The 19,109-nt window shown below is 44.9% G+C and carries 14 protein-coding genes and 2 pseudogenes; 9 read left to right on the forward strand and 7 right to left on the reverse strand.

The features are described 5' to 3' along the window. Positions 1 to 32: 32 nt before the first annotated feature. The 4 genes from EPO18_RS17010 to EPO18_RS17025 all read left to right on the forward strand — a co-directional run bounded on the left by EPO18_RS17010 (position 33) and on the right by EPO18_RS17025 (position 4,041). Positions 33 to 1,223, forward strand: coding sequence for a glycosyltransferase family 4 protein (locus EPO18_RS17010; protein ID WP_292435375.1), 1,191 nt, complete (start codon positions 33 to 35; stop codon positions 1,221 to 1,223). Then, positions 1,216 to 2,139 (forward strand): glycosyltransferase family 2 protein, encoded by a 924-nt coding sequence (locus EPO18_RS17015; RefSeq protein WP_292435377.1) that lies wholly within the window; start codon positions 1,216 to 1,218, stop codon positions 2,137 to 2,139. Before EPO18_RS17010 ends, EPO18_RS17015 begins: the two co-directional genes overlap by 8 nt. Before the next feature lie 91 nt (positions 2,140 to 2,230). Continuing rightward, positions 2,231 to 3,244, forward strand: a complete 1,014-nt coding sequence (gene galE / locus EPO18_RS17020; protein ID WP_292435381.1) for a UDP-glucose 4-epimerase GalE — start codon at positions 2,231 to 2,233, stop codon at positions 3,242 to 3,244. A gap of 263 nt (positions 3,245 to 3,507) precedes the next feature. After that, positions 3,508 to 4,041, forward strand: coding sequence for an SRPBCC family protein (locus EPO18_RS17025; protein WP_292435383.1), 534 nt, complete (start codon positions 3,508 to 3,510; stop codon positions 4,039 to 4,041). Positions 4,042 to 4,442: 401 nt separating this feature from the next. On the opposite strand, the gene ftsH is transcribed toward EPO18_RS17025, so the two are convergent. From ftsH to EPO18_RS17050, 5 genes are all read right to left on the reverse strand, one after another. Further along, positions 4,443 to 6,392, reverse strand: a complete 1,950-nt coding sequence (gene ftsH / locus EPO18_RS17030; protein ID WP_292435385.1) for an ATP-dependent zinc metalloprotease FtsH — start codon at positions 6,390 to 6,392, stop codon at positions 4,443 to 4,445. Next, complete coding sequence (locus tag EPO18_RS17035) at positions 6,385 to 7,119, reverse strand: hypothetical protein (protein WP_292435387.1); 735 nt, start codon at positions 7,117 to 7,119, stop codon at positions 6,385 to 6,387. Before EPO18_RS17035 ends, ftsH begins: the two co-directional genes overlap by 8 nt. Positions 7,120 to 7,163: 44 nt before the next feature. Beyond that, the gene (locus tag EPO18_RS17040; RefSeq protein ID WP_292435389.1) at positions 7,164 to 7,364 is read right to left on the reverse strand and encodes a DUF2934 domain-containing protein; all 201 of its coding nucleotides are present in this window, start codon (positions 7,362 to 7,364) and stop codon (positions 7,164 to 7,166) included. Between the two features lie 193 nt (positions 7,365 to 7,557). Beyond that, complete coding sequence (locus EPO18_RS17045) at positions 7,558 to 9,666, reverse strand: sensor domain-containing protein (RefSeq protein ID WP_292435390.1); 2,109 nt, start codon at positions 9,664 to 9,666, stop codon at positions 7,558 to 7,560. A gap of 340 nt (positions 9,667 to 10,006) precedes the next feature. After that, positions 10,007 to 10,195: a hypothetical protein gene (locus EPO18_RS17050; RefSeq protein WP_292435393.1), complete on the reverse strand. Its 189-nt coding sequence runs from the start codon at positions 10,193 to 10,195 to the stop codon at positions 10,007 to 10,009. A 352-nt stretch (positions 10,196 to 10,547) separates the two neighbouring features. Here EPO18_RS17050 and EPO18_RS17055 point away from each other — a divergent pair, with 352 nt between their 5' ends. Together EPO18_RS17055 and EPO18_RS17060 are read left to right on the forward strand one after the other, a co-directional pair. After that, positions 10,548 to 12,449 carry a sensor histidine kinase gene (locus EPO18_RS17055; RefSeq protein WP_292435395.1) on the forward strand — a complete coding sequence of 634 codons (1,902 nt, stop codon included), beginning with the start codon at positions 10,548 to 10,550 and terminating at the stop codon, positions 12,447 to 12,449. After that, positions 12,436 to 13,086: a response regulator transcription factor gene (locus tag EPO18_RS17060; RefSeq protein ID WP_292435397.1), complete on the forward strand. Its 651-nt coding sequence runs from the start codon at positions 12,436 to 12,438 to the stop codon at positions 13,084 to 13,086. The genes EPO18_RS17055 and EPO18_RS17060 overlap by 14 nt, the downstream gene beginning before the upstream one ends. Before the next feature lie 250 nt (positions 13,087 to 13,336). Here the strand turns inward: EPO18_RS17060 and EPO18_RS17065 are convergent. Further along, a pseudogene (locus EPO18_RS17065) lies at positions 13,337 to 14,205 on the reverse strand (SDR family oxidoreductase). 74 nt (positions 14,206 to 14,279) lie between these two features. Continuing rightward, on the reverse strand, positions 14,280 to 15,452 hold the full coding sequence (locus EPO18_RS17070) for a zinc-dependent alcohol dehydrogenase (protein ID WP_292435399.1): 1,173 nt from the start codon (positions 15,450 to 15,452) through the stop codon (positions 14,280 to 14,282). A gap of 369 nt (positions 15,453 to 15,821) precedes the next feature. Here EPO18_RS17070 and EPO18_RS17075 point away from each other — a divergent pair, with 369 nt between their 5' ends. From EPO18_RS17075 to EPO18_RS17085, 3 genes and pseudogenes are all read left to right on the forward strand, one after another. Next, positions 15,822 to 16,025, forward strand: coding sequence for a ChaB family protein (locus tag EPO18_RS17075; protein WP_292435401.1), 204 nt, complete (start codon positions 15,822 to 15,824; stop codon positions 16,023 to 16,025). Between the two features lie 1,463 nt (positions 16,026 to 17,488). Next, on the forward strand, positions 17,489 to 17,869 hold the full coding sequence (locus EPO18_RS17080) for a KGG domain-containing protein (protein WP_292435404.1): 381 nt from the start codon (positions 17,489 to 17,491) through the stop codon (positions 17,867 to 17,869). A gap of 349 nt (positions 17,870 to 18,218) precedes the next feature. After that, positions 18,219 to 19,109, forward strand: a pseudogene (locus EPO18_RS17085) (hypothetical protein); the annotation flags it as partial.

A 19,109-nucleotide genomic window follows, 5' to 3' on the forward strand; every position in this document is an offset into this window, starting at 1 on the left:
TATTTATTACAGTTAGATTCAGGAGAGATGTTATGGAAGTAGGTATCGTTACCACGCATATACCCCCGGCTAAAGGTTACGGCGGGGTGTCCGTCACAGCGAGTGTTTTGACCAAAGCCTGGGCGGAGCGGGGACATAAGATGGCGTTGATCGCGTCCGACGAGTCGATTGCAGGCCGACTGCGGCCCGAGCATGTGTGTCTTGGCGAACAGGTAGAGGTCAAGCTCTATCGTTGCTATGGGTTTAGGCGGTGGGGCTTTGGACTGGGCGCTATTCCCGAACTATTTAAACTATGTCTCCAAGCGCCGGTGGTCTATATCCACGGCATTGCAACCTGGCCGTCTACGCTTGCGGCTGTTTTTTGCACCCTGTTGCGCCGCCCATTCATGGTCGCCGTACATGGCGGATTGATGCCCGAGCATGTTGATCTGATACGGCGGCAAAAACCTCACAAGTGGCTTTTCTATAAATGGCTGACCTTCCCGACCCTGCGCCGCACTATCGCCGTGCACTGCACCAGCGATACCGAGGCCGAAGGCGTACGCAACGTGCTTGGCGAAGATGCTCGCATATTGCTGGTTCCGAACGGCATCGACAGTCGTGGTCTTAAAGTAGCCGAATATCCTGCCGGGAAAGGCATGAAGCTTTGTTTTCTGGGACACATTCAGCAGGAAAAAGGCATCAATGCCTTCATCAGGGCATGGTTGAAAGTCCAGAACCCTGAGGATCGGTTGGTGATTGCGGGCCGAAGCGTGGACGGCGCTTATTTTGAAGAGTTTCAGGCGCTAGTCGAACAGGCTCAAGGCGCTATCAGCTACCGGGGCTACCTGGAGCGCGAAGAAGTCATGGACGTATTGGCGTCCAGCCATTTCCTGGTGTTGCCTTCAGGACTGGAGGCAGCCGGCGGCATGCGGGAGAACTTTGGCAATGTGGTTGCCGAAGCCATGGCCGCAGGACGTCCGGTATTGGTAGCCAGAGGCTTGGCATGGGATCATCTGGAATCGTTTGGGGCCGGTTTTGTTTTCGATAGAAACGAAGCATCGGTGTGCGAAATACTGCGTAAAGCGCAATCGCTGGATTGTTTGGAGTGGGAACAGATGTCGTGGTATGGCCGGCAATATGTCGAACAACAGCTCAATCCCATTAGACTTGGCGAGCGAATCTGGCAGGTTTTGAAAAAACCTCGGCCACAACCACTGCCTGAGGGAGCCTTGCATGAGTAAAGTCGGCCTTATCGTACCCACTCTAAATGCCGGAAGCCTGTGGGAATCCTGGCTTGAAGCATTCGAGCAGCAAACCCGGAAACCGGACTATCTGTTGGTCATCGACTCGTCTTCCAATGACGATACGGTAGCCTTGGCAAAGGCTCATGGCTTTAGCGTGAAGGTTATTCCAAAGGCAGAGTTTAATCACGGCGGAACGCGCCAAGCCGGTGTCGGTATTTTGCCGGAAGTAGACATCATTGTATTCCTGACTCAGGATGCCTTATTGGCCGGCCCCGATGCCATCGAGCGATTGCTGGCCGCGTTCGCGGATGGGCAAGTCGGTGCAGCCTATGGGCGCCAGCTTCCGCATCGGAACGCCGGACCGATTGCCGCCCACGCGCGGCTTTTTAATTATCCGCCTGAGAGCCAGCTGCGCGGTCTGGAAGACCGGATACGCTTTGGCATTAAAACGGCTTTTATTTCCAACTCTTTCGCCGCGTATAGATATAGCTCTTTGATGCAGGTAGGCGGCTTTCCTACCGATACTATAATGAACGAAGATACCTATGCGATTGGCAAGATGCTGCTATCCGGCTGGAAAATCGCCTATTGCGCCGATGCTCAAGTATTTCATTCTCATGACTACGGTTTCCTGGACGAGTTTAAGCGTTACTTCGATATCGGCGTTTTCCATACTTATAGTTCATGGTTGCAACAAACATTTGGCGGAGCGTCCGGCGAGGGCTTGCGTTTTGTAATCTCGGAACTGCGTTACTTGATGAAGCATGCCCCTTGGCTGATTCCCTCCGCAGTGCTGCGGACAGGGTTGAAATGGCTGGGATTTAAGCTGGGCGCATTACATATGGGACTGCCGTTAGCTATTCTCAGATGCTTTAGTCTGCATAAAACTTATTGGCTTCGCGTATCATCGTAAATCTCTCCGCAAAAAAAATCTAAAGCTCTAATTTTGCAGAATTTAGGTGTTACAATTTCGAAAACTTAATATATGTAATGGAGTAATTCATATGATGACACCTCCTAAAACTGTTCTCGTTATCGGCGGCGCAGGCTATATTGGTTCCCATATGGTCTGGCTGCTCGGCCAAAAAGGCGTCGATGTCGTAACGCTCGACAATCTTTCCAGCGGACACCGCGATGCCGTACTGCATGGCCAATTCGTACATGGCGATATTGCCGACCGTCTGATACTCGATAAAGTGTTTCTTGAACACAAGTTCGATGCCGTTATGCATTTTGCTTCGTTCATCCAGGTAGGCGAATCAATGCAAGATCCCGCCAAATATTACCAGAATAACTTTGTTAATACTCTCAACCTGCTCAACGCGATGCGTACTTACGGTGTCGATAAGTTCATTTTTTCATCGACCGCCGCTATCTTTGGCGAACCGGAATACACGCCTATCGATGAAGCGCATCCCAAGCGGCCTATCAATCCCTACGGCTGGAGTAAACTGATGGTTGAGCAGGCGTTAGCCGATTACGACCGTGCTTACGGCCTCAAATCGGTTTGCTTGCGTTACTTCAATGCCGCCGGAGCGCACCCTGACGGTTTGCTGGGCGAGCGGCACGACCCCGAAACGCACCTCATCCCACTGGTACTGCAAGCCGCGTCCGGCCGCCGTCCGCACATTACCGTTTTCGGGCGCGATTACGATACGCCGGATGGCACTTGTATCCGCGATTATATTCATATCCTTGACTTGGCCGAAGCGCACTGGCTGGCCCTGCAATATTTGCAATCGGCAGGAGAAACTGCCGCATTTAACCTCGGCAATGGCAACGGCTATTCTGTCGAGAGCGTCATCCAGACGGCCGAGCGAGTTACCGGCAAGACCATCACTGTGCAGGAAAGCCAGCGCCGCCAAGGCGATCCCGCCCGGTTAGTGGCCAATGCAACTAAAATAAAACAGGAATTGGGCTGGCAACCTACCTATGCGGACCTGGATGCCATAGTCGAGCACGCTTGGCGATGGGAATACAGCCAAGCGTCCGGATTGGCAGCGGCAACGACGAAATAAAAAGGCATCCCGGAAATGGGATAAATCAGCCCGGAAATAGAAAACGAGAAAAATCTGTCAGCAACGGGAAAGCAGTTCTGCAATCGCGGCCCAAACGTCGCGGGCGCAGCCTGTACCCCTAAAAGTTAGTGATGCAACGCGTAGGAACGAAACGGTATTTAACTGGCCATGCAGTTGATATAAAACGCATCAAAATGGTTGATTCACAATCCTTGCTTGTTCTATAGTTTTGTTTTTTATACCTAATTGCAGGAGTACATGCCATGCTCGACATAATCCTCATCTTAGTCGCAATCGCCGTTGTCACCTTTATTATAATTGCAGCGATGCAACCCTCTGAGTTTCGCGTTACCCGAACAGAGACAATATCCGCACCTGCATCAGCCGTTTTTGCCCAAGTGAATGATTTGCAAAAATGGGAGGCATGGTCGCCGTGGGCAAAACTCGATCCCAACGCCAAGAATTCTTTCGAAGGGCCGACATCAGGAACCGGCGCTATTATGAAATGGGCCGGCAATAACAAGGTAGGTCAAGGAAGCATGACAATCATCGAGAGCCGCCCGGACGATTTTATTCGCTTCAAACTTGAATTTCTAAAACCGTTCGTAGCTACTAATACTGCTGAATTTGCTTTCAATTCCGAAAACAATCAAACCACAGTGACATGGACAATGTACGGAAAAAACAGCTTTATGAGCAAGGCCATAGGCTTAATCATGAATTGCGAAAAAATGGTCGGCGAACAGTTCGAAAAAGGTTTGTCATCATTGAAATCTGTGGTCGAAACAGCCTCGTAGGCCGGAATGAGACGTCTATTAAGGGGCTTGTTTGGATTTAGTGCTCGATTCAGGAAAAAAAGCGATATACTGACGGCATGATAATTCAAGCTAAAACACAAAGGAAAAAGGAATTTAGAGCTTTTGTGACAACAAAAACAAAGCGCTTTAAAGCATTAGATAGTCCACAAGCCTGGCTGACGTTACTTAAATTGTTTAAGGTCTCCTTGTAACATTCGCTCCCTGTAGGCCGGAAAACGCCTGCCCGAGCGGCAAGCAATATAAACAGACGTTTTCCGGCATATCGCCACGATTTTCCAGAAGGCGCCCCCGCCCTACGCTTTCACGCTTGGAGCGATGGCTAATTCCGGTCTACTATAAAAATCGTATTTTTTACGATGATCATGACGGAGAAATTCTTCTCAGCTTCCTAGCAATGCAAGCATTTCTTCCCTGCTGATCACCTCTTTCTCTTGTAAATAATTGGCCAATTTTTCCAACCCTTCCCTGTTTGCAGTGATGACGCCGCGCGCACGTGTTTCGGCTTCTTCAATCAGCGCCATTACTTCAGTATCAATAAGGCGGGCGGTCTCATCGGAATAGTTGCGATATTCCTGGACTTCTGTTTCCAAAAACTGGAGTTGCTGGCGCTTGCCGTAAGTCAGTGACCCCATTTTTTTGCTCATGCCCAGATTACAGACCATGTTGCGGGCAATCTCGCTGACTTTTTCCAGGTCATTATGGGCACCGGTTGAGATGTTTCCAAAAACAACCAACTCAGCCATGCGTCCGCCCAGCAATATGGCCATTTGATCTTTCAGTTCGTCTTCTGTCGATAGGAACTTTTCCTCTGTCGGCAATTGCAAGGTAAAACCCAATGCAGAAGTGCCGCGGGAAATGATGGATATTTTATGCACCGGCTGGCCGGTCGGCACATGCTCGGCGACTATCGCGTGCCCTGACTCATGGAAAGCTACCCGGCGTTTTTCATCCGGGGTTAAAACCCGGTTCTTCTTTTCCGGCCCGGCCAATATTCGGTCGATAGCCGACTCGAAGTCTTCTCTTTCGACTCTATCATGCCCGACCCGCGTCGCCATAATCGCCGCTTCATTAGCTATGTTGGCAAGGTCCGCACCAACCAGGCCCGGCGTACGCTTGGCAATGATTGACAGATCGATGTCATCAGCCAGCTTTATCCCTTTGGTATGCAATTTAAGAATTTCAATACGGTCTCGCAAGTCCGGCTTATCAACGACAATCTGGCGATCGAAACGTCCGGAGCGCAACAGCGCTTTATCAAGCACTTCCGGTCGGTTGGTTGCAGCCATTACCACCACGCCGATTGAGGTGTCGAAGCCGTCCATTTCGGTCAGCAGTTGGTTTAAGGTCTGTTCGCGCTCGTCATGACCGCCGATCATCACCGGGCCGCCCCGTGAGCGGCCAATCGCATCAAGTTCGTCAATAAATATAATACAGGGCGCTTTATTCCGCGCCTGTACAAAAAGCTCACGCACTCTGGCAGCGCCGACACCGACAAACAGCTCGATAAACTCGGAGCCGCTGATGTTAAAGAACGGCACCTGCGCTTCCCCGGATACGGCACGCGCCAACAGGGTTTTTCCGGTTCCGGGCGCCCCTACCAGCAACACGCCTTTGGGCATACGTCCGCCTAATCTTTGGATTTTATCCGGTGATCTTAGAAAATCGATAGACTCTTTAAGTTCCTGTTTGGCGCTATCGACACCGGCCACATCATTAAAGGTAATCTTGGCTTGACTGTCCTGATGTATATGGATTTTATCACCCAAATTCAGAAAAGATTGTGCACCACCCGCCGCAGTCCGACGCATAACCCATGACCAGATAAACACCAGAAATAACATCGGGATAATCCAGTTGAAAAAAAAGTTGCTTAGCCAATTCTCGCTACTTCTGACTACATAATCGACATTGTTCTGCTCCAGCAGTTGCGCAAGATCGTTTTGCCACAGCGGAATCGTCGTAAAATTCTTTGCAGGTTTTTGCGGGTCATCAGACTTGATAACGCCGGTAATATATCGCTCGGTTACCACCGCCTTGTCAATTTTTGACTCTTTGACCAGCTTGAGAAACTGGCTAAAAGGAATTTCGTCACGTTGCACTTCCTGAATACTATTCATAAAGGTCAGCAACAAGATGAATAACATCACAAAGATGAAAATCATTCTTTGTTTGGAACCGGGGCCTTTTTGATCTGGCGGTTTATTGAGCTCTTTCTCCGGTTCTTTCTTGGATAAATAATTTAGACCATTCATCAGTAAGTTCTTCAGGTAGGTGAAAAAATTACCCAGCAACGTGAGCACCGTTCTAAGAATTTTGTTTAAATCATGCATGGTGTCGAGACCTAGCCGCGGTTCTCCTATTCTGAAAGTGAGCTATCGACTCATCAAGCATTGAAACTATCTCTTCACAACCGATAATATTTTTCCGGCTGCCAAGAATATAATCGGCTAGTCGACTGATTGCCGCCCAGTTTGCATCGTTATTTACAAAGTTAAATGCTACCGTAAACAACTCATCCAATTTTTCAGCTCTTTGTTGTTTATCGGTAAAATAACTTTGTAAATATTCATTAGCCAAAGCAAGATCGGAGCTGCCGCCATAATTTTTTAAGGCTTTCAAATTAACTATCTGATGATTGAACATCTCATCATCGGCATCAGCAACATATTTGGCTTCAGCCAACGGCCCGATAAGCAGATTAATAATATCCGCCTCAAAAGCTAGCATATAATCCTTTACCAATTGCATCATTACTTCTTTATATTCCGTTAACTCACGCACCAGACTATCAATAGATGGCGGCAATAATTCAATTAGCCGCCCTCCTTCCACGCGTGCAATACAATCGTCATGACTTGTTTGATAAGCCATAACATCCGCTTCCGTCACATTGTTCAACTCTTTAAAAATGATTTTAAAAAAAACCGGCGGTAGATGCCTGGCTTTATTATTTAAATGAATACCCGCCGCATGCCCTGCTTCATGAAAGGCAACGCGCTGTTTATGCTCTATTAATTTATCCTGACTAAGAGTCTCTATTATTTTGTTTCGTTTCATATTAAACACCATGTCTTTAAGTCAATAAATGTTGTGATTTATAATCACTCATCAGCATTTTGGAACCAGTAGAAGTACTGATTTTTAATTTCCGATTCGGCCTCAAGCCAGTCTTCCATTTCATGACCACCTTTAAATCCCCTTTTTTCGGCTTTGCTATAAGCCCGTTCTGCAACCATTTTTTGAAACATGTCCTGATCAAAAGCCTCCTTATCCGACTTTTGCACTGATTTAAAATCGACCACAATCTCACCTCACTGCACATTCGAAGGAACACTCTTTCGTTGTTGCATTTTAGGTACGAAGAGATAGTGGAACAATTCGTACAAGTACTTAGCGCAGATAAAATCCGGCTAAATCATGCGTGTGAATATCGTAGTTTTATATTTTGAAATACCCGAGAACCGATGTTCTCGAGTCTTTGAAGCTGGGAGAAGATCACTCACCCAGTAATTTTTGAAAGATGTTTGACCAAGGCAATACCGGGGAACCGTACAGATAACCTTGTCCTTCATCGCAACCTAAATCCATCAATCGGTTTTGCTGGGCTTTGGACTCAATCCCCATCGCGATAACCCGCAAATGCAAACCATGGCCCAGAGCTATTACCGCACGGGTAATATCCTCATCATTAGCATTATTCAATACATCAACTACAAATGAACTGTTAATTTTCAATTTTTTTACAGAGATGCGTTTTAAGTTATTAAACGAAAAACATCCCACACCAAAGTCATCAATAGTTAGATCTACTCCCAGTGCAACCAATTGATTCAGCGACTTGATCGGGTGCCCGGAATTATCCATAAAACTGCCGCCGGTAAGTTCCAGCTCAAGATAAGACGGGTCAAGCCGACTCGAATGCAATATCCGTTCAACCGTTGCAACAAAATCCGAGCGTAAAAGCTGAACCGCAGAAACGTTAACGACCATTTTTTGAATCTGCAAACCCTCATCCAACCACCGCCGCATCTGGATACAGGCGTTTTGCAATACCCATTCACCAAGCGCCACAATAAACCCGCTTTCCTCGGCTATAGTTATAAACTGCTCTGCTGATAGCAATCCCCGAGTTGGATGCATCCAGCGCAGCAATGACTCAACACCAACTAGTTTTCCTGTTTTAAGGCAAACCTGCGGCTGATAATATAAAACCAGTTCATGCCGTTCTATGGATTGACGTAACGCACTTTCCATCGACATTTTTTCGAAAGCTTCTGTAGTTAGCTCCAGGCTATAATATTGAAAATTATTCCGTCCCTCTTTTTTGGCTCGGTACATAGCCGCATCGGCATTCTTAATCAAAGTTTCCGTATCGCGGCCATCCTGGGGAAATAGGCTTATGCCCACACTGATCGATATTTTTAACCGGTATCCTTTAATATAAACAGGAGTATTAAAAGTATCGATCAGCTTTTGCGCGAGCTTGGCGGGATTTTTAGTATCGGGAATATTTTCCATAAACACGACAAACTCATCACCGGCATAACGTGAAACAGTGTCTTCCTTCCTGACCAAGTTTTTTATGCGTGTTGCCGCTTCCCTTAATAAACCGTCGCCAACAGCATGTCCGTATGTATCGTTAATACCTTTAAAGCGATCAAGATCAAGAAATAGCACGGCGGCCTCCGATCCTTCCCGAAAAGCATTTTGCAATGAATGATCGATGCGATCTTTCAATAAAAGCCGGTTCGGCAATTGAGTTAATGGATCATGGTAGGCCAGAAAACCCAGATGATCCTGAGCTTTCTTAAAATGCGTTATATCCATAAACACATGGATATAATGGGCCACTTCGCCACCTGAATCCTTTACTTTGCTGACGGTAGTCCACGAAGGAAAGTCCATATTGCTTTTATGCCGACGCCACACCTCACCTTGCCAGCTGTTCATATTCTTCGTGAATTCGCTTAATTCGTTATCGACTTTTCCGTTATTTTTATTTGTTTGCAAAGAATAAGCGCTCTTCCCGTAAACATCCTGATGGGTGAAACCGGTTATTTTTGTAAATGCATCATTAACCGAAATTATTTTTTGGTCTTTATCGGTAACAAATATGCCCTCACCTATATTATTAACAATTACCGATGCCATGTTCATCTTGCTATCAGATTGTTTTTGCAGGGTAATATCCGTTAATGTCATTAAGACCTGATAAGGCTGACGCTCGCCTGCCCGGAATTCGGGCACTGAATTAACAACCACCCAGATATAACATTGCCGTTCAGCATTAAATAGCCCCATGGTCACTCCTTCCACGGGCTTTCCAGTACGCAACGCCAACATTGAAGGCTGCTGTTCTTCCGGAAAAACCGAACCATCTTCCTTAATAACTTTAAAGCAGGAATCAACAAACTTACGCCCTATAATGACATCGCGAGACAGGCCAATAAGTTGCTCGCTTGCCTGGTTGGCTGACATTACAACACTTGTTGCATCCAGATAAATGACTCCCTGATCAATATTTTCGAATAAGCTGCGATATTTGGCCTCGCTTACCCTTAAGGTTTCAATGGCCAGTTTGCTATTCATTAATTGAGGTAGCATTAATTTCGGCGTCATAAAAAAAAACGAACTATATAGCCCAATATCTTCCTTAAATTTCTCGAACATCGCATTTTTACTCCTGTATAACAAAAATATTCAGCATTCGTTTGGGGTAATTTCTAAAATTAAATAATTTTTATGAAGGAAGATAGTGCGTGATAAAAAACACACTGTACGATATGTTAGGAGCCTAAAGAGACTCACTAAAGGAAAAAAATTTACCTTAGATTAAAAAACTATCCGGAAATTCGGCGTAGTTTTTACAGAGTCTACGGCTATAATTAGCCGCCAGCTATTCTATTCTGGCTAAGGAAATAATTACTTCGACCTTGTTTGCACTTTAGCGTAAAAACCTGAGTTTTTTACTTTCTGCATGGGCATTTTTCTTTGGTTTGGTTTTTACCTCCTTGTAATATTCAAGCTCATCATTCATAAATTGCTTTTCCTTTAACTCGATATCAATCCCGGAAATTTTATGTTGCCAATGGGTATTGAAATATTGTCTATTGTCTTCTTTGCAAGTTGCCATATCGCTCTCCAAGCGTCCTAATTTAGTCTATGATTGAAGCTTACAGCAAAGAATATACCTGCAAAATCGGTACGTATACCTAGGTAGTTTTGCTTATGTATTTCCACCCACCAATGCCGTACATTATCTGATAAGTTTAAATTTGGTAGAATTTGTCGTATTTCACAATGAAGTCATGGGTACTATATATAGCAAGATGAATTACAATCTGGTTTTGTGTCTATACTTGATTAGCTCCTAAAAAGCTAAAAAATCATTAAAAAAGAGAATAAGAGATTGATATAGTGTGAAAGAATGGTTTGTTTATTCTTAAGAATCATCTTATTTCCAAACCGCAGAAACGGATACAGCTATGAGCGATTTACTCAATAGTCACTTGAATATTGAACATATTGACGACAGAGCCAAGGCGCTACTAGATGAGCACCATGAAGCTATCCGAAAACGGGCGGAAATTATGCTCGCTCATTCCGGTACTGAAATTTCAAGAATGTCCAATGATGACATTAAAAAGTTGCTATTTGAATTTCAGGTTCATCAAATAGAGCTGAGAATGCAGAATGAGGAATTAAATCGGGCGTATCAGGAACTGGCTGAATCCCGTGATGATTATGCACATCTCTATGATTCGTCGCCTCTAGGTTACCTCACCCTAAATGAAGCAGGGCTTATCCAAAAAGCCAATATTGCAGCTGCAACTTTATTGGATTGTCCAAGAACAGAGCTTGTCAACAAGAGATTTGGAGAATTTATTCACCCTTCGGATCAGGATCATTATTACTTATTCATCCATGAACTTTTAGCAAAAAAAAACTATCAAGTTCTTAACGCCAAGATCAAACATACAAATGACTCGCCTACTGATCCGGAATGCCGGCAAATACAATTTTGCACGGAATTTTTGTGCCCTTGCGATAAAGGTAAACCGCTAACGTATATTGAATGCTGCGCAAGAGCCGTTTACGACCATAAAAACGCTTTACAAATATATCTGATCCTTAATAACGTAACCGAACGCCGGCAAGCTCAAGAAACTATCGCCAGCCTTAATGAAAAACTGGAAGCAAAGATTCGCAGGCAAACCAACGAACTGACTGCAACCAATCTGAATTTGATAAAGAAAGTTGAGGAACTTCGCCGCTCCAAACACCAATTAATAGAACGGGAAGCCAAACTCAACTCCATTTTTAATGCGTCGGTGGAAGGCATTATCACTATTAATCTGTCCGACATCATCGTATCCGCTAACGCCGCTGTAGAAACTATTTTTGGCTATAAACCGGAGGAGCTGATTGGTTGTAACATTTCCAAACTCTTGCACTCTTCTCCAAGTTATTACGATCCGAGTTATACCTTAAAATTTGACGGTCAAATTCGTGAAATTGAGGGCATTCACAAAAACGGCGGTATCGTGCCTCTGGATTTATCTGTAGCAGAGTTCTCAATTGATAATATTCCCTATCTTACCTATATTGTGCGTGATACAAGTATACGCAAATACCGGGAGCAACAAGACAAGGAACATTTAGACGAACTGGCCCACGTCACTCGTCTCGGACTGATGGGTGAGATGGCTTCCGGCATTGCTCATGAAGTCAACCAACCTCTGTCTGCGATTTCCAGCTATACGCAAGCCAGTTTAAACCTTATCACCACTGAAAATCCCGATATGGTTAAGCTTACCGAGATCTTATACAAAGCTCAGCAACAGGCTTTAAGAGCGGGACAAATAATTCATCGCATGAGGGAGTTTGTAAAATCCCATTCAATGCACCGTTCAACCACCAACGTTAATGCTTTGATTCATGACGCTGTCAGTCTGTGTATTGCCGAACTTAAACAAAACGACATAAAGCTGACATTCGAACTGGAAAACAATCTGCCCCTTATTGATGCCGATCATATACAAATTGAACAGGTCATCATAAACCTGATCCGAAACAGCATTGATGCTTTACAAAACTTACCTGCAAAACAGCAACGTGAGTTAGTCATTCATAGCCACTTGACTCTCAATGATGGCGTACAAATCAGGGTAAAGGATAACGGACCGGGACTTAATGAATATCAAAAACAAAAAATACTAACGCCTTTTTACACCACCAAGGCAAACGGCATGGGCATGGGGCTATCCATTAGCCGCTCACTTGTCGAAGCTCATGAAGGTACTTTATATTTTAATAGTCAATTGGAAAAAGGCAGCACTTTTTATTTCACTCTACCCATACGGAGAAAATCTGATGAGCGCAAATAATACAACACCTTTAGTTTATGTAGTTGACGATGAATTCGCAATACGTGACTCGCTAACTCTCTTAATTGAATCAACAGGACAAAAAGTCAAGAGTTTTGAATCCGCCGAAGCCTTTCTGAATAATTATGATCCTGAACAATCCGGCTGTCTGCTATTGGATGTTAGAATGCCGATAATGAGCGGTCACGACCTTCAGCATGAATTATTGAACAGAGGCATTCGTATCCCTATCATATTTATTAGCGGTCATGCCGATATCCCGGACTCCGCAAAAGCATTCAGAGCAGGGGCTGTCGATTTTCTGGAAAAACCGTTTAATAACGATGTGTTACTGGAACGAATCAATGAAGCCATTAAGAAAGATACCATATTCAGAGAGGAGTCTGCTAAGAAACGTCGTATAAAAAACCGCATAGATCATCTAACAGCGCGGGAAAAGGAGGTGCTGAGTCTGATAGTCAAAAGTCATTCCAATAAGGAATCCGCAAAAATACTCAATATCAGCAATCGCACCGTAGACGTACATCGGGCAAGTATCATGGAAAAAATGCAAGCTGAAAATGTCGCCGAACTGATAACTATGGTCATGTATTGTGAAGAACCGATTGTCGATTTAAATCAAGTAAGGTTGCATTAATCTTTATATTGTTTTTACGGTAATCACTCTTGGCTGAGTAGAACCGAGATAAAACCCGGTCATTTCAAAGTGAAACAAGGATAATCGCTTCACGAACCAAGGAGTCCAATGCTTCCGAAAATCAGTATTGGACAAGCAACGATCGGAATGCCGGGCGCTGTCCGAGAAACCCCTTGAATTATTTGAAAATAAATATCATGAAGACAGCAATGGCTGCAGAATGCCGGCGTCAGCATTATCCCATTCGCATCTAACCATTAACTACCGTGCCGCCATTGGGATGAAGAATTTGCCCGGATATATACGATGCATCATCGGAAGCTAAAAAAACAAAGCAATTGGCGACTTCTTCGGGCTGACCGGGCCGCCCCATCGGTACATCCTCTCCAAAAGATTCGACACGCTCGGACGGGAACGTTGACGGAATGAGCGGCGTCCAGATAGGTCCGGGAGCAACACCATTAACTCTGATGTTTCGTTTGATTAAAGCGAGTGACAAGGACCGGGTAAAGCCGACAATAGCTCCTTTGGTAGACGAATAATCGAGCACTTGGGACTGCCTTTATAAGTTGTCACCGAAGTCGTGTTAATAATCGTGCTTCCGGGCTGAAGATGTTTAAGAGCCGCTTTGGTTAAATAGAACATAGAAAAAATATTAGTGCGAAAGGTTTTTTCAAGCTGCTCCGCGGTTATATCTTCAATACTTTCTTGAGGATGTTGTTCAGCCGCATTGTTAATCAGACAATCCAGTCGGCCCAATTCATTGATAGTTTGCTCAACCGCCTCCCGGCAAAAATCTTCTTTCCCAATATCTCCGGCAATCAGCAGGCATTGTTGACCATACTCATTGACTAAGCGCTTGGTTTCTTTAGCATCTTCATGTTCATCGAGATAGACAATGGCCGAATCGGCACCTTCCTTGGCAAAAACCGTCGCAATGGCTCGGCCGATACCGGAATCTCCGCCGGTAATTAAAGCTACTTTACCTTTAAGCTTGCCGGTACCCCGATAATGAGGATCATCAGACTGGGGCTTGGGATTCATGTCTTTTTCCAGTCCCGGCTGTCGATCTTGATGTTGGGGCGGATGAGGGGGTTTAGGATGCTGAATATCGGCCATAACGCCTCCTTTTGAGGATTTGAGCAAGAAACTATTTCAACAGGAGCAAGTGCTTCGTAGGCTATTTGAAGGCACTAGGGTTTTAGTACGACCTTGATGCAATGATCTTCTTTTTCTTTAAAAATATTATATGCCTTAGGGGCATCATCAAGTTGCAGCTCATGTGTAATAACAAAGGACGGATCGATTTCGTCTTTTTCAATTTTTTCAAAAAGAATCGGCATATATTTTTGAACATGGGTCTGACCTGTTTTGATTGTCAGAGCTTTATTCATGGTCGCACCCAAAGGGATTTTATCGCCGAAGCCTACATAAACACCCGGTACCGAAATTGTTCCACCTTTGCGGCAACTTTTAATTGCCTGCCGCAAAACATGAGGGCGGTCATTCGAAAGTAACGTTGCTGTTTTCACTGCATCGATAATTCCATCCAAAGTTCCGCCTGCATGCGCTTCACATCCTACCGCATCGATGCAACGATCCGGTCCCCGCCCTCCTGTCATTTCCATTAACTGATCATAAACATCCGCATCGTCAAAATTGACGGTTTCCGCTCTCCCTTGCTGTCTAGCCATTTCAAGACGCTCAGGCACATTGTCGATTGCAATGACGCGCGCGGCATTGAACATCCAGGCGCTTTGGATGGCAAACTGCGCCACCGGACCGCAACCCCAAACAGCAACAGTGTCGCCGGGTTCAATGCCGCAATTTTCTGCCGCCATGTAGCCGGTCGGAAAAATATCCGAAAGAAATAAAACTTTTTCGTCAGCAATACCATCGGGAACTTTAAAAGGCCCGACATCGGCAAATGGAACCCGTAAATATTCAGCTTGACCGCCGGCATAACCTCCCAGCATATGGGAATATCCAAATATCCCGGCGGTAGCTTGCCCCATTGCCTTGCGGGCTAAATTTGCGCCGGGGTTGGAGTTGTCGCATAAAGAATACATTTGTTTTTTGCAAAAAAAGCACTCTCCGCAAGAGATAGTGAAAGGCACTACTACCCGGTCACCGATCTTTAAATTTTTGACGTCACTGCCGATTTCCACAACTTCACCCATCGGCTCGTGGCCCAATATATCGCCTTTTTCCATAGTCGGCATAAAGCCGTCTAAAAGATGCAAATCGGACCCACATATCGCGGTAGACGTGATTTTAATGATCGCATCGTGCTTATTAATAATTTTTGGATCCGGCACTGTCGTAACCCGAACATCGTTTGTACCGTACCAGCATAAAGCTCTCATAATCGTTCTCCTCAATTCGTTCTAATCAAGTTTTAGTATTATTTAAGGCACTAGCTGTTGCATCGGAAACACTGTCTTTTAACCGACAATTGATAAATAACATAAGGCTTTAAAAGAATAATTTCTGTGCGACAACGTACTAAAAGATAACTTTGTAATCGTCATTTATTCATTAGAGTTTGTATGTGTGCAGGCGCACTGACCAAGGCAAGCTCTTCACCTAAAGTAGCGTCAAGTTTTTATTCTAAGAACGACGATCTAAGTAAAGCTAATCAGCTTCATAGCAAGCAATGCCATGTTTGCAGAAAGCCCCCTATAGCCAATCCTGTTCCAGGGCAGCAAAGACAGTCATCCAATCGGAGATGAAACATGCCATATAAAAACTTAAACGATTTACCCCAAAATGTCCGGGAACATTTGCCTAAACATGCCCAGGAGATTTACCAAGCTGCTTTTAACAATGCTTGGAATGAATATGGAAAAGAAGAAGAACGAGCTCACCGGGTGGCTTGGGCCGCCGTCAAAAAGAAATATGAGAAAAATGAATCCACTGGGCAATGGAAAGCTATATAAAAAGGCATGGTTGAAATAGGCTAAGATCTTATTTCTATACTTTATTCAGATTCAGCTACTTATCAGGTTAAGCGTCAATGGGTATGTCTCCGCCAATTTACAGATTTAGAAGATAAATAAAATATCTGTTTTTTCATTTTTCTCAGGAGAAAGTTATGGCAACAGTAGCAAAAAATTTAACGGATCAAGACGACCCAAACTATTGCGCACATCCCGGCTGTCACTGCAAAGTAGAGCCGGGTGAGAAATACTGTAGCGTCAGCTGCGAAAGACAATTGAACGGTGGTCCATGCTCCTGCGGACATTTAAACTGCCAGCCTGAGCATAAGGAGATGCCATGACTGAAAACGGCAGCGATTTTTTAGTGGAGCGTTTATCCTGAAAAGAGCAGTTGAGCCACGGATGGACACGGATTTACACAGGTGAACAAGGGTTACATGAGTTCTTTGCGGCACCCGTTGAGTGAACCGCACTTCTTGCATAACTCAATGTATTATCAGCGTTTATCTGTGTAAATTCGTGGCTAACTGATTTTTCTAGGCTGATGGAAGTGTATTGGCTACATCGCTTTAACGAAGGGGATAAAAAATAAAATCGATTGCTCATCGGCCGCAAATTCCGTAGTCGAAAGCCGAGCAACATAGCCTGGTTCCCAATTTTCAATGATAACATCCGCCAGCTCTCTCGCCAGCCGCTCTTCCCCCAGTACACCTGTTCAGCTCGGCTAGCGGGATACGAAATACCTTGCCTGCAAAAAGCCGTTTTATCAAGCAGTACGCCTTACCAGAAAGACTTGCCACCTAACCGCAGGCATCCAAGCTAGGTACGTACTAGAGGGAATCGGCACTCACCTTCAGGATATGATTTTTCTATTATTATGAGTATTTCTTATTACTCTTTCTCGATTAGTATCATGTCGAAACCGCAAGAACTTGTGATTGAGTTTTTAGTATATTTGCCTAAACGTTCGTTCACTTTCTGTCCTTTTATTTTTGATAGAAGATAACTTAAATAAATGCCCGGCTTTTTGGCCATTTTAGATTACATAATAAGGAAGCGCCACAGTATCAGTTATCTGTATTTTACATATCTGCCTATCTGATATTTGAATATATATCCTAATTATTTATGTGTATTACCGCACAGAACAAACGCGTATCTTATTATATTTTCAATTATTTTTATATTTCTAACTCATGCTTTAAATAACAGGCATATTTTATTATACAAGTGCACTACCGCACAGAAGTCATCCGCTTTTAATATAATATATCGTCTTACTTTATTATATTATTAACATACTTAATTTTAATATATCCTCTATGTGTACTGCCGTACAGAAATTATATACTTTTTTATTATATTCTTAACTTACTTCTTTAATAAGAAAGAAGAAATACCTTTTGACTTTATCTACACAAGGTACTTGTTTATATTTTATTGATATGTTTGAGGAGAAGATTATGGATCAACAAAAACAGTCCCATAGCAGTCAGAAAAGTTCCACGGAAAAACGTGGGTTTGCTTCTATGGACGAAGATAAACAACGCGAAATTGCCAGTAAAGGCGGCCGAGCCGCTCATGAAAAAGGCACTGCTCATGAGTTTACTCCGGAAGAAGCCAGAGAGGCTGGACATAAAGGCGGCCGAGCCGCTCACGAAAAAGGCACTGCTCACGAGTTTACTCCGGAAGAAGCCAGAGAAGCTGGACAGAAAGGCGGCCGAGCCGCTCATGAAAAAGGCACTGCTCACGAGTTTACTCCGGAAGAAGCCAGGGAAGCGGGCCGCAAGGGCGGTCAAGCCTCTCATGGGAAAAGTTCATCAGGAGAGTCCAGACAAAGGTAAAAAATAATCATACAGCTCCAGCTTATTAAAAGTATTCAGGCTCATAATTTAGTCGTTAGGGCGAGTGTTTTTAATAAAGTTGGAGCATTAAGCAGAAGATTAGTCACAGTACAAACGCCCAAAACTGACAAGGCGCCGCTATTAAAGCCCCTTACATTGCTCCCATTGGATGCACAGGCTGTTTATCTGTATTTGACTTATTTTTAGCTTAGATTTCGTATTCTGGACTTTTAGTCATGCTCTTGGCTGAAGCCGGATAGGTGGTACAAAATATTAGTTGTGCCTAAACAAAAGAGGTATCGCTATCTCCAATTAGTGTTGCCCATCAATTCTTTGTTAGGAGCTGAAAATGAAAAAACTTTCTATCATAACCAAACAACGTCTTTGTGCATCCTTGTTGGGTGCAACGCTGGCTTTTACAACTGGACAGAGCGCTTATGCGCAAGAGAATGCTTATCAACAGCACAACTTGGTGGCTAACGTTGCTGGTCAGGCAGACTTTACGGACCCCAATCTGGTGAATCCGTGGGGTGTCGCATTCGCTTCCTCCGGCCGGGCATGGGTAGCCGATAACGGCACTAGCGTTTCTACAGTATATGGCGGTGACGGCACTATCGGTCCTCGGGTAGTTCAAATACCGTCGGCGAGCGCTGCTACCGGTGGACATCCCACAGGAATTGTATTTAACAGATCAACAACAGAATTTGTGATTTCCAAAAATGGCGCTGTTGGAACCAACGGTACTACGGGTACTAACGGCACTAACGGTACTAGTGGAGGTGCATTAGCTGGAACTCCTGGAACCAACGGCACTACCGGAACTACCGGAACTAACGGCACTACCGGAACTACCGGAACTACCGGAACTACCGGAACTAACGGTACTACTGGAGGCGGATTAGCTGGAACTAACGGAACCAACGGCACTGCTGGAACTAACGGTACTACCGGAGCCAGTGTATTCATTTTCGCGACGGAAGAAGGTGTTATCGCCGCTTGGGCGCCCTCTGTCGATCCTGCTAACGCGATTCGTGTAGTCGGTGGTACGACAGCAGGCGGTACGGCAGCAAATGGCACGACACCAAGCGGTACAACAGCAAATGGCACGACACCAAGCGGTACGACAGCAGGTGGCACGCCAGCGGGCGGCACGACAGCAGGTGGCACGCCAGCGGGCGGCACGACAGCAGGTGGCACGCCAGCGGGCGGCACGACAGCAGGTGGCACGCCAGCGGGCGGC

Source organism: Methylobacter sp. (genome assembly GCF_004322395.1).
In the GTDB taxonomy this organism is placed as follows: Bacteria; Pseudomonadota; Gammaproteobacteria; order Methylococcales; family Methylomonadaceae; genus Methylobacter_A.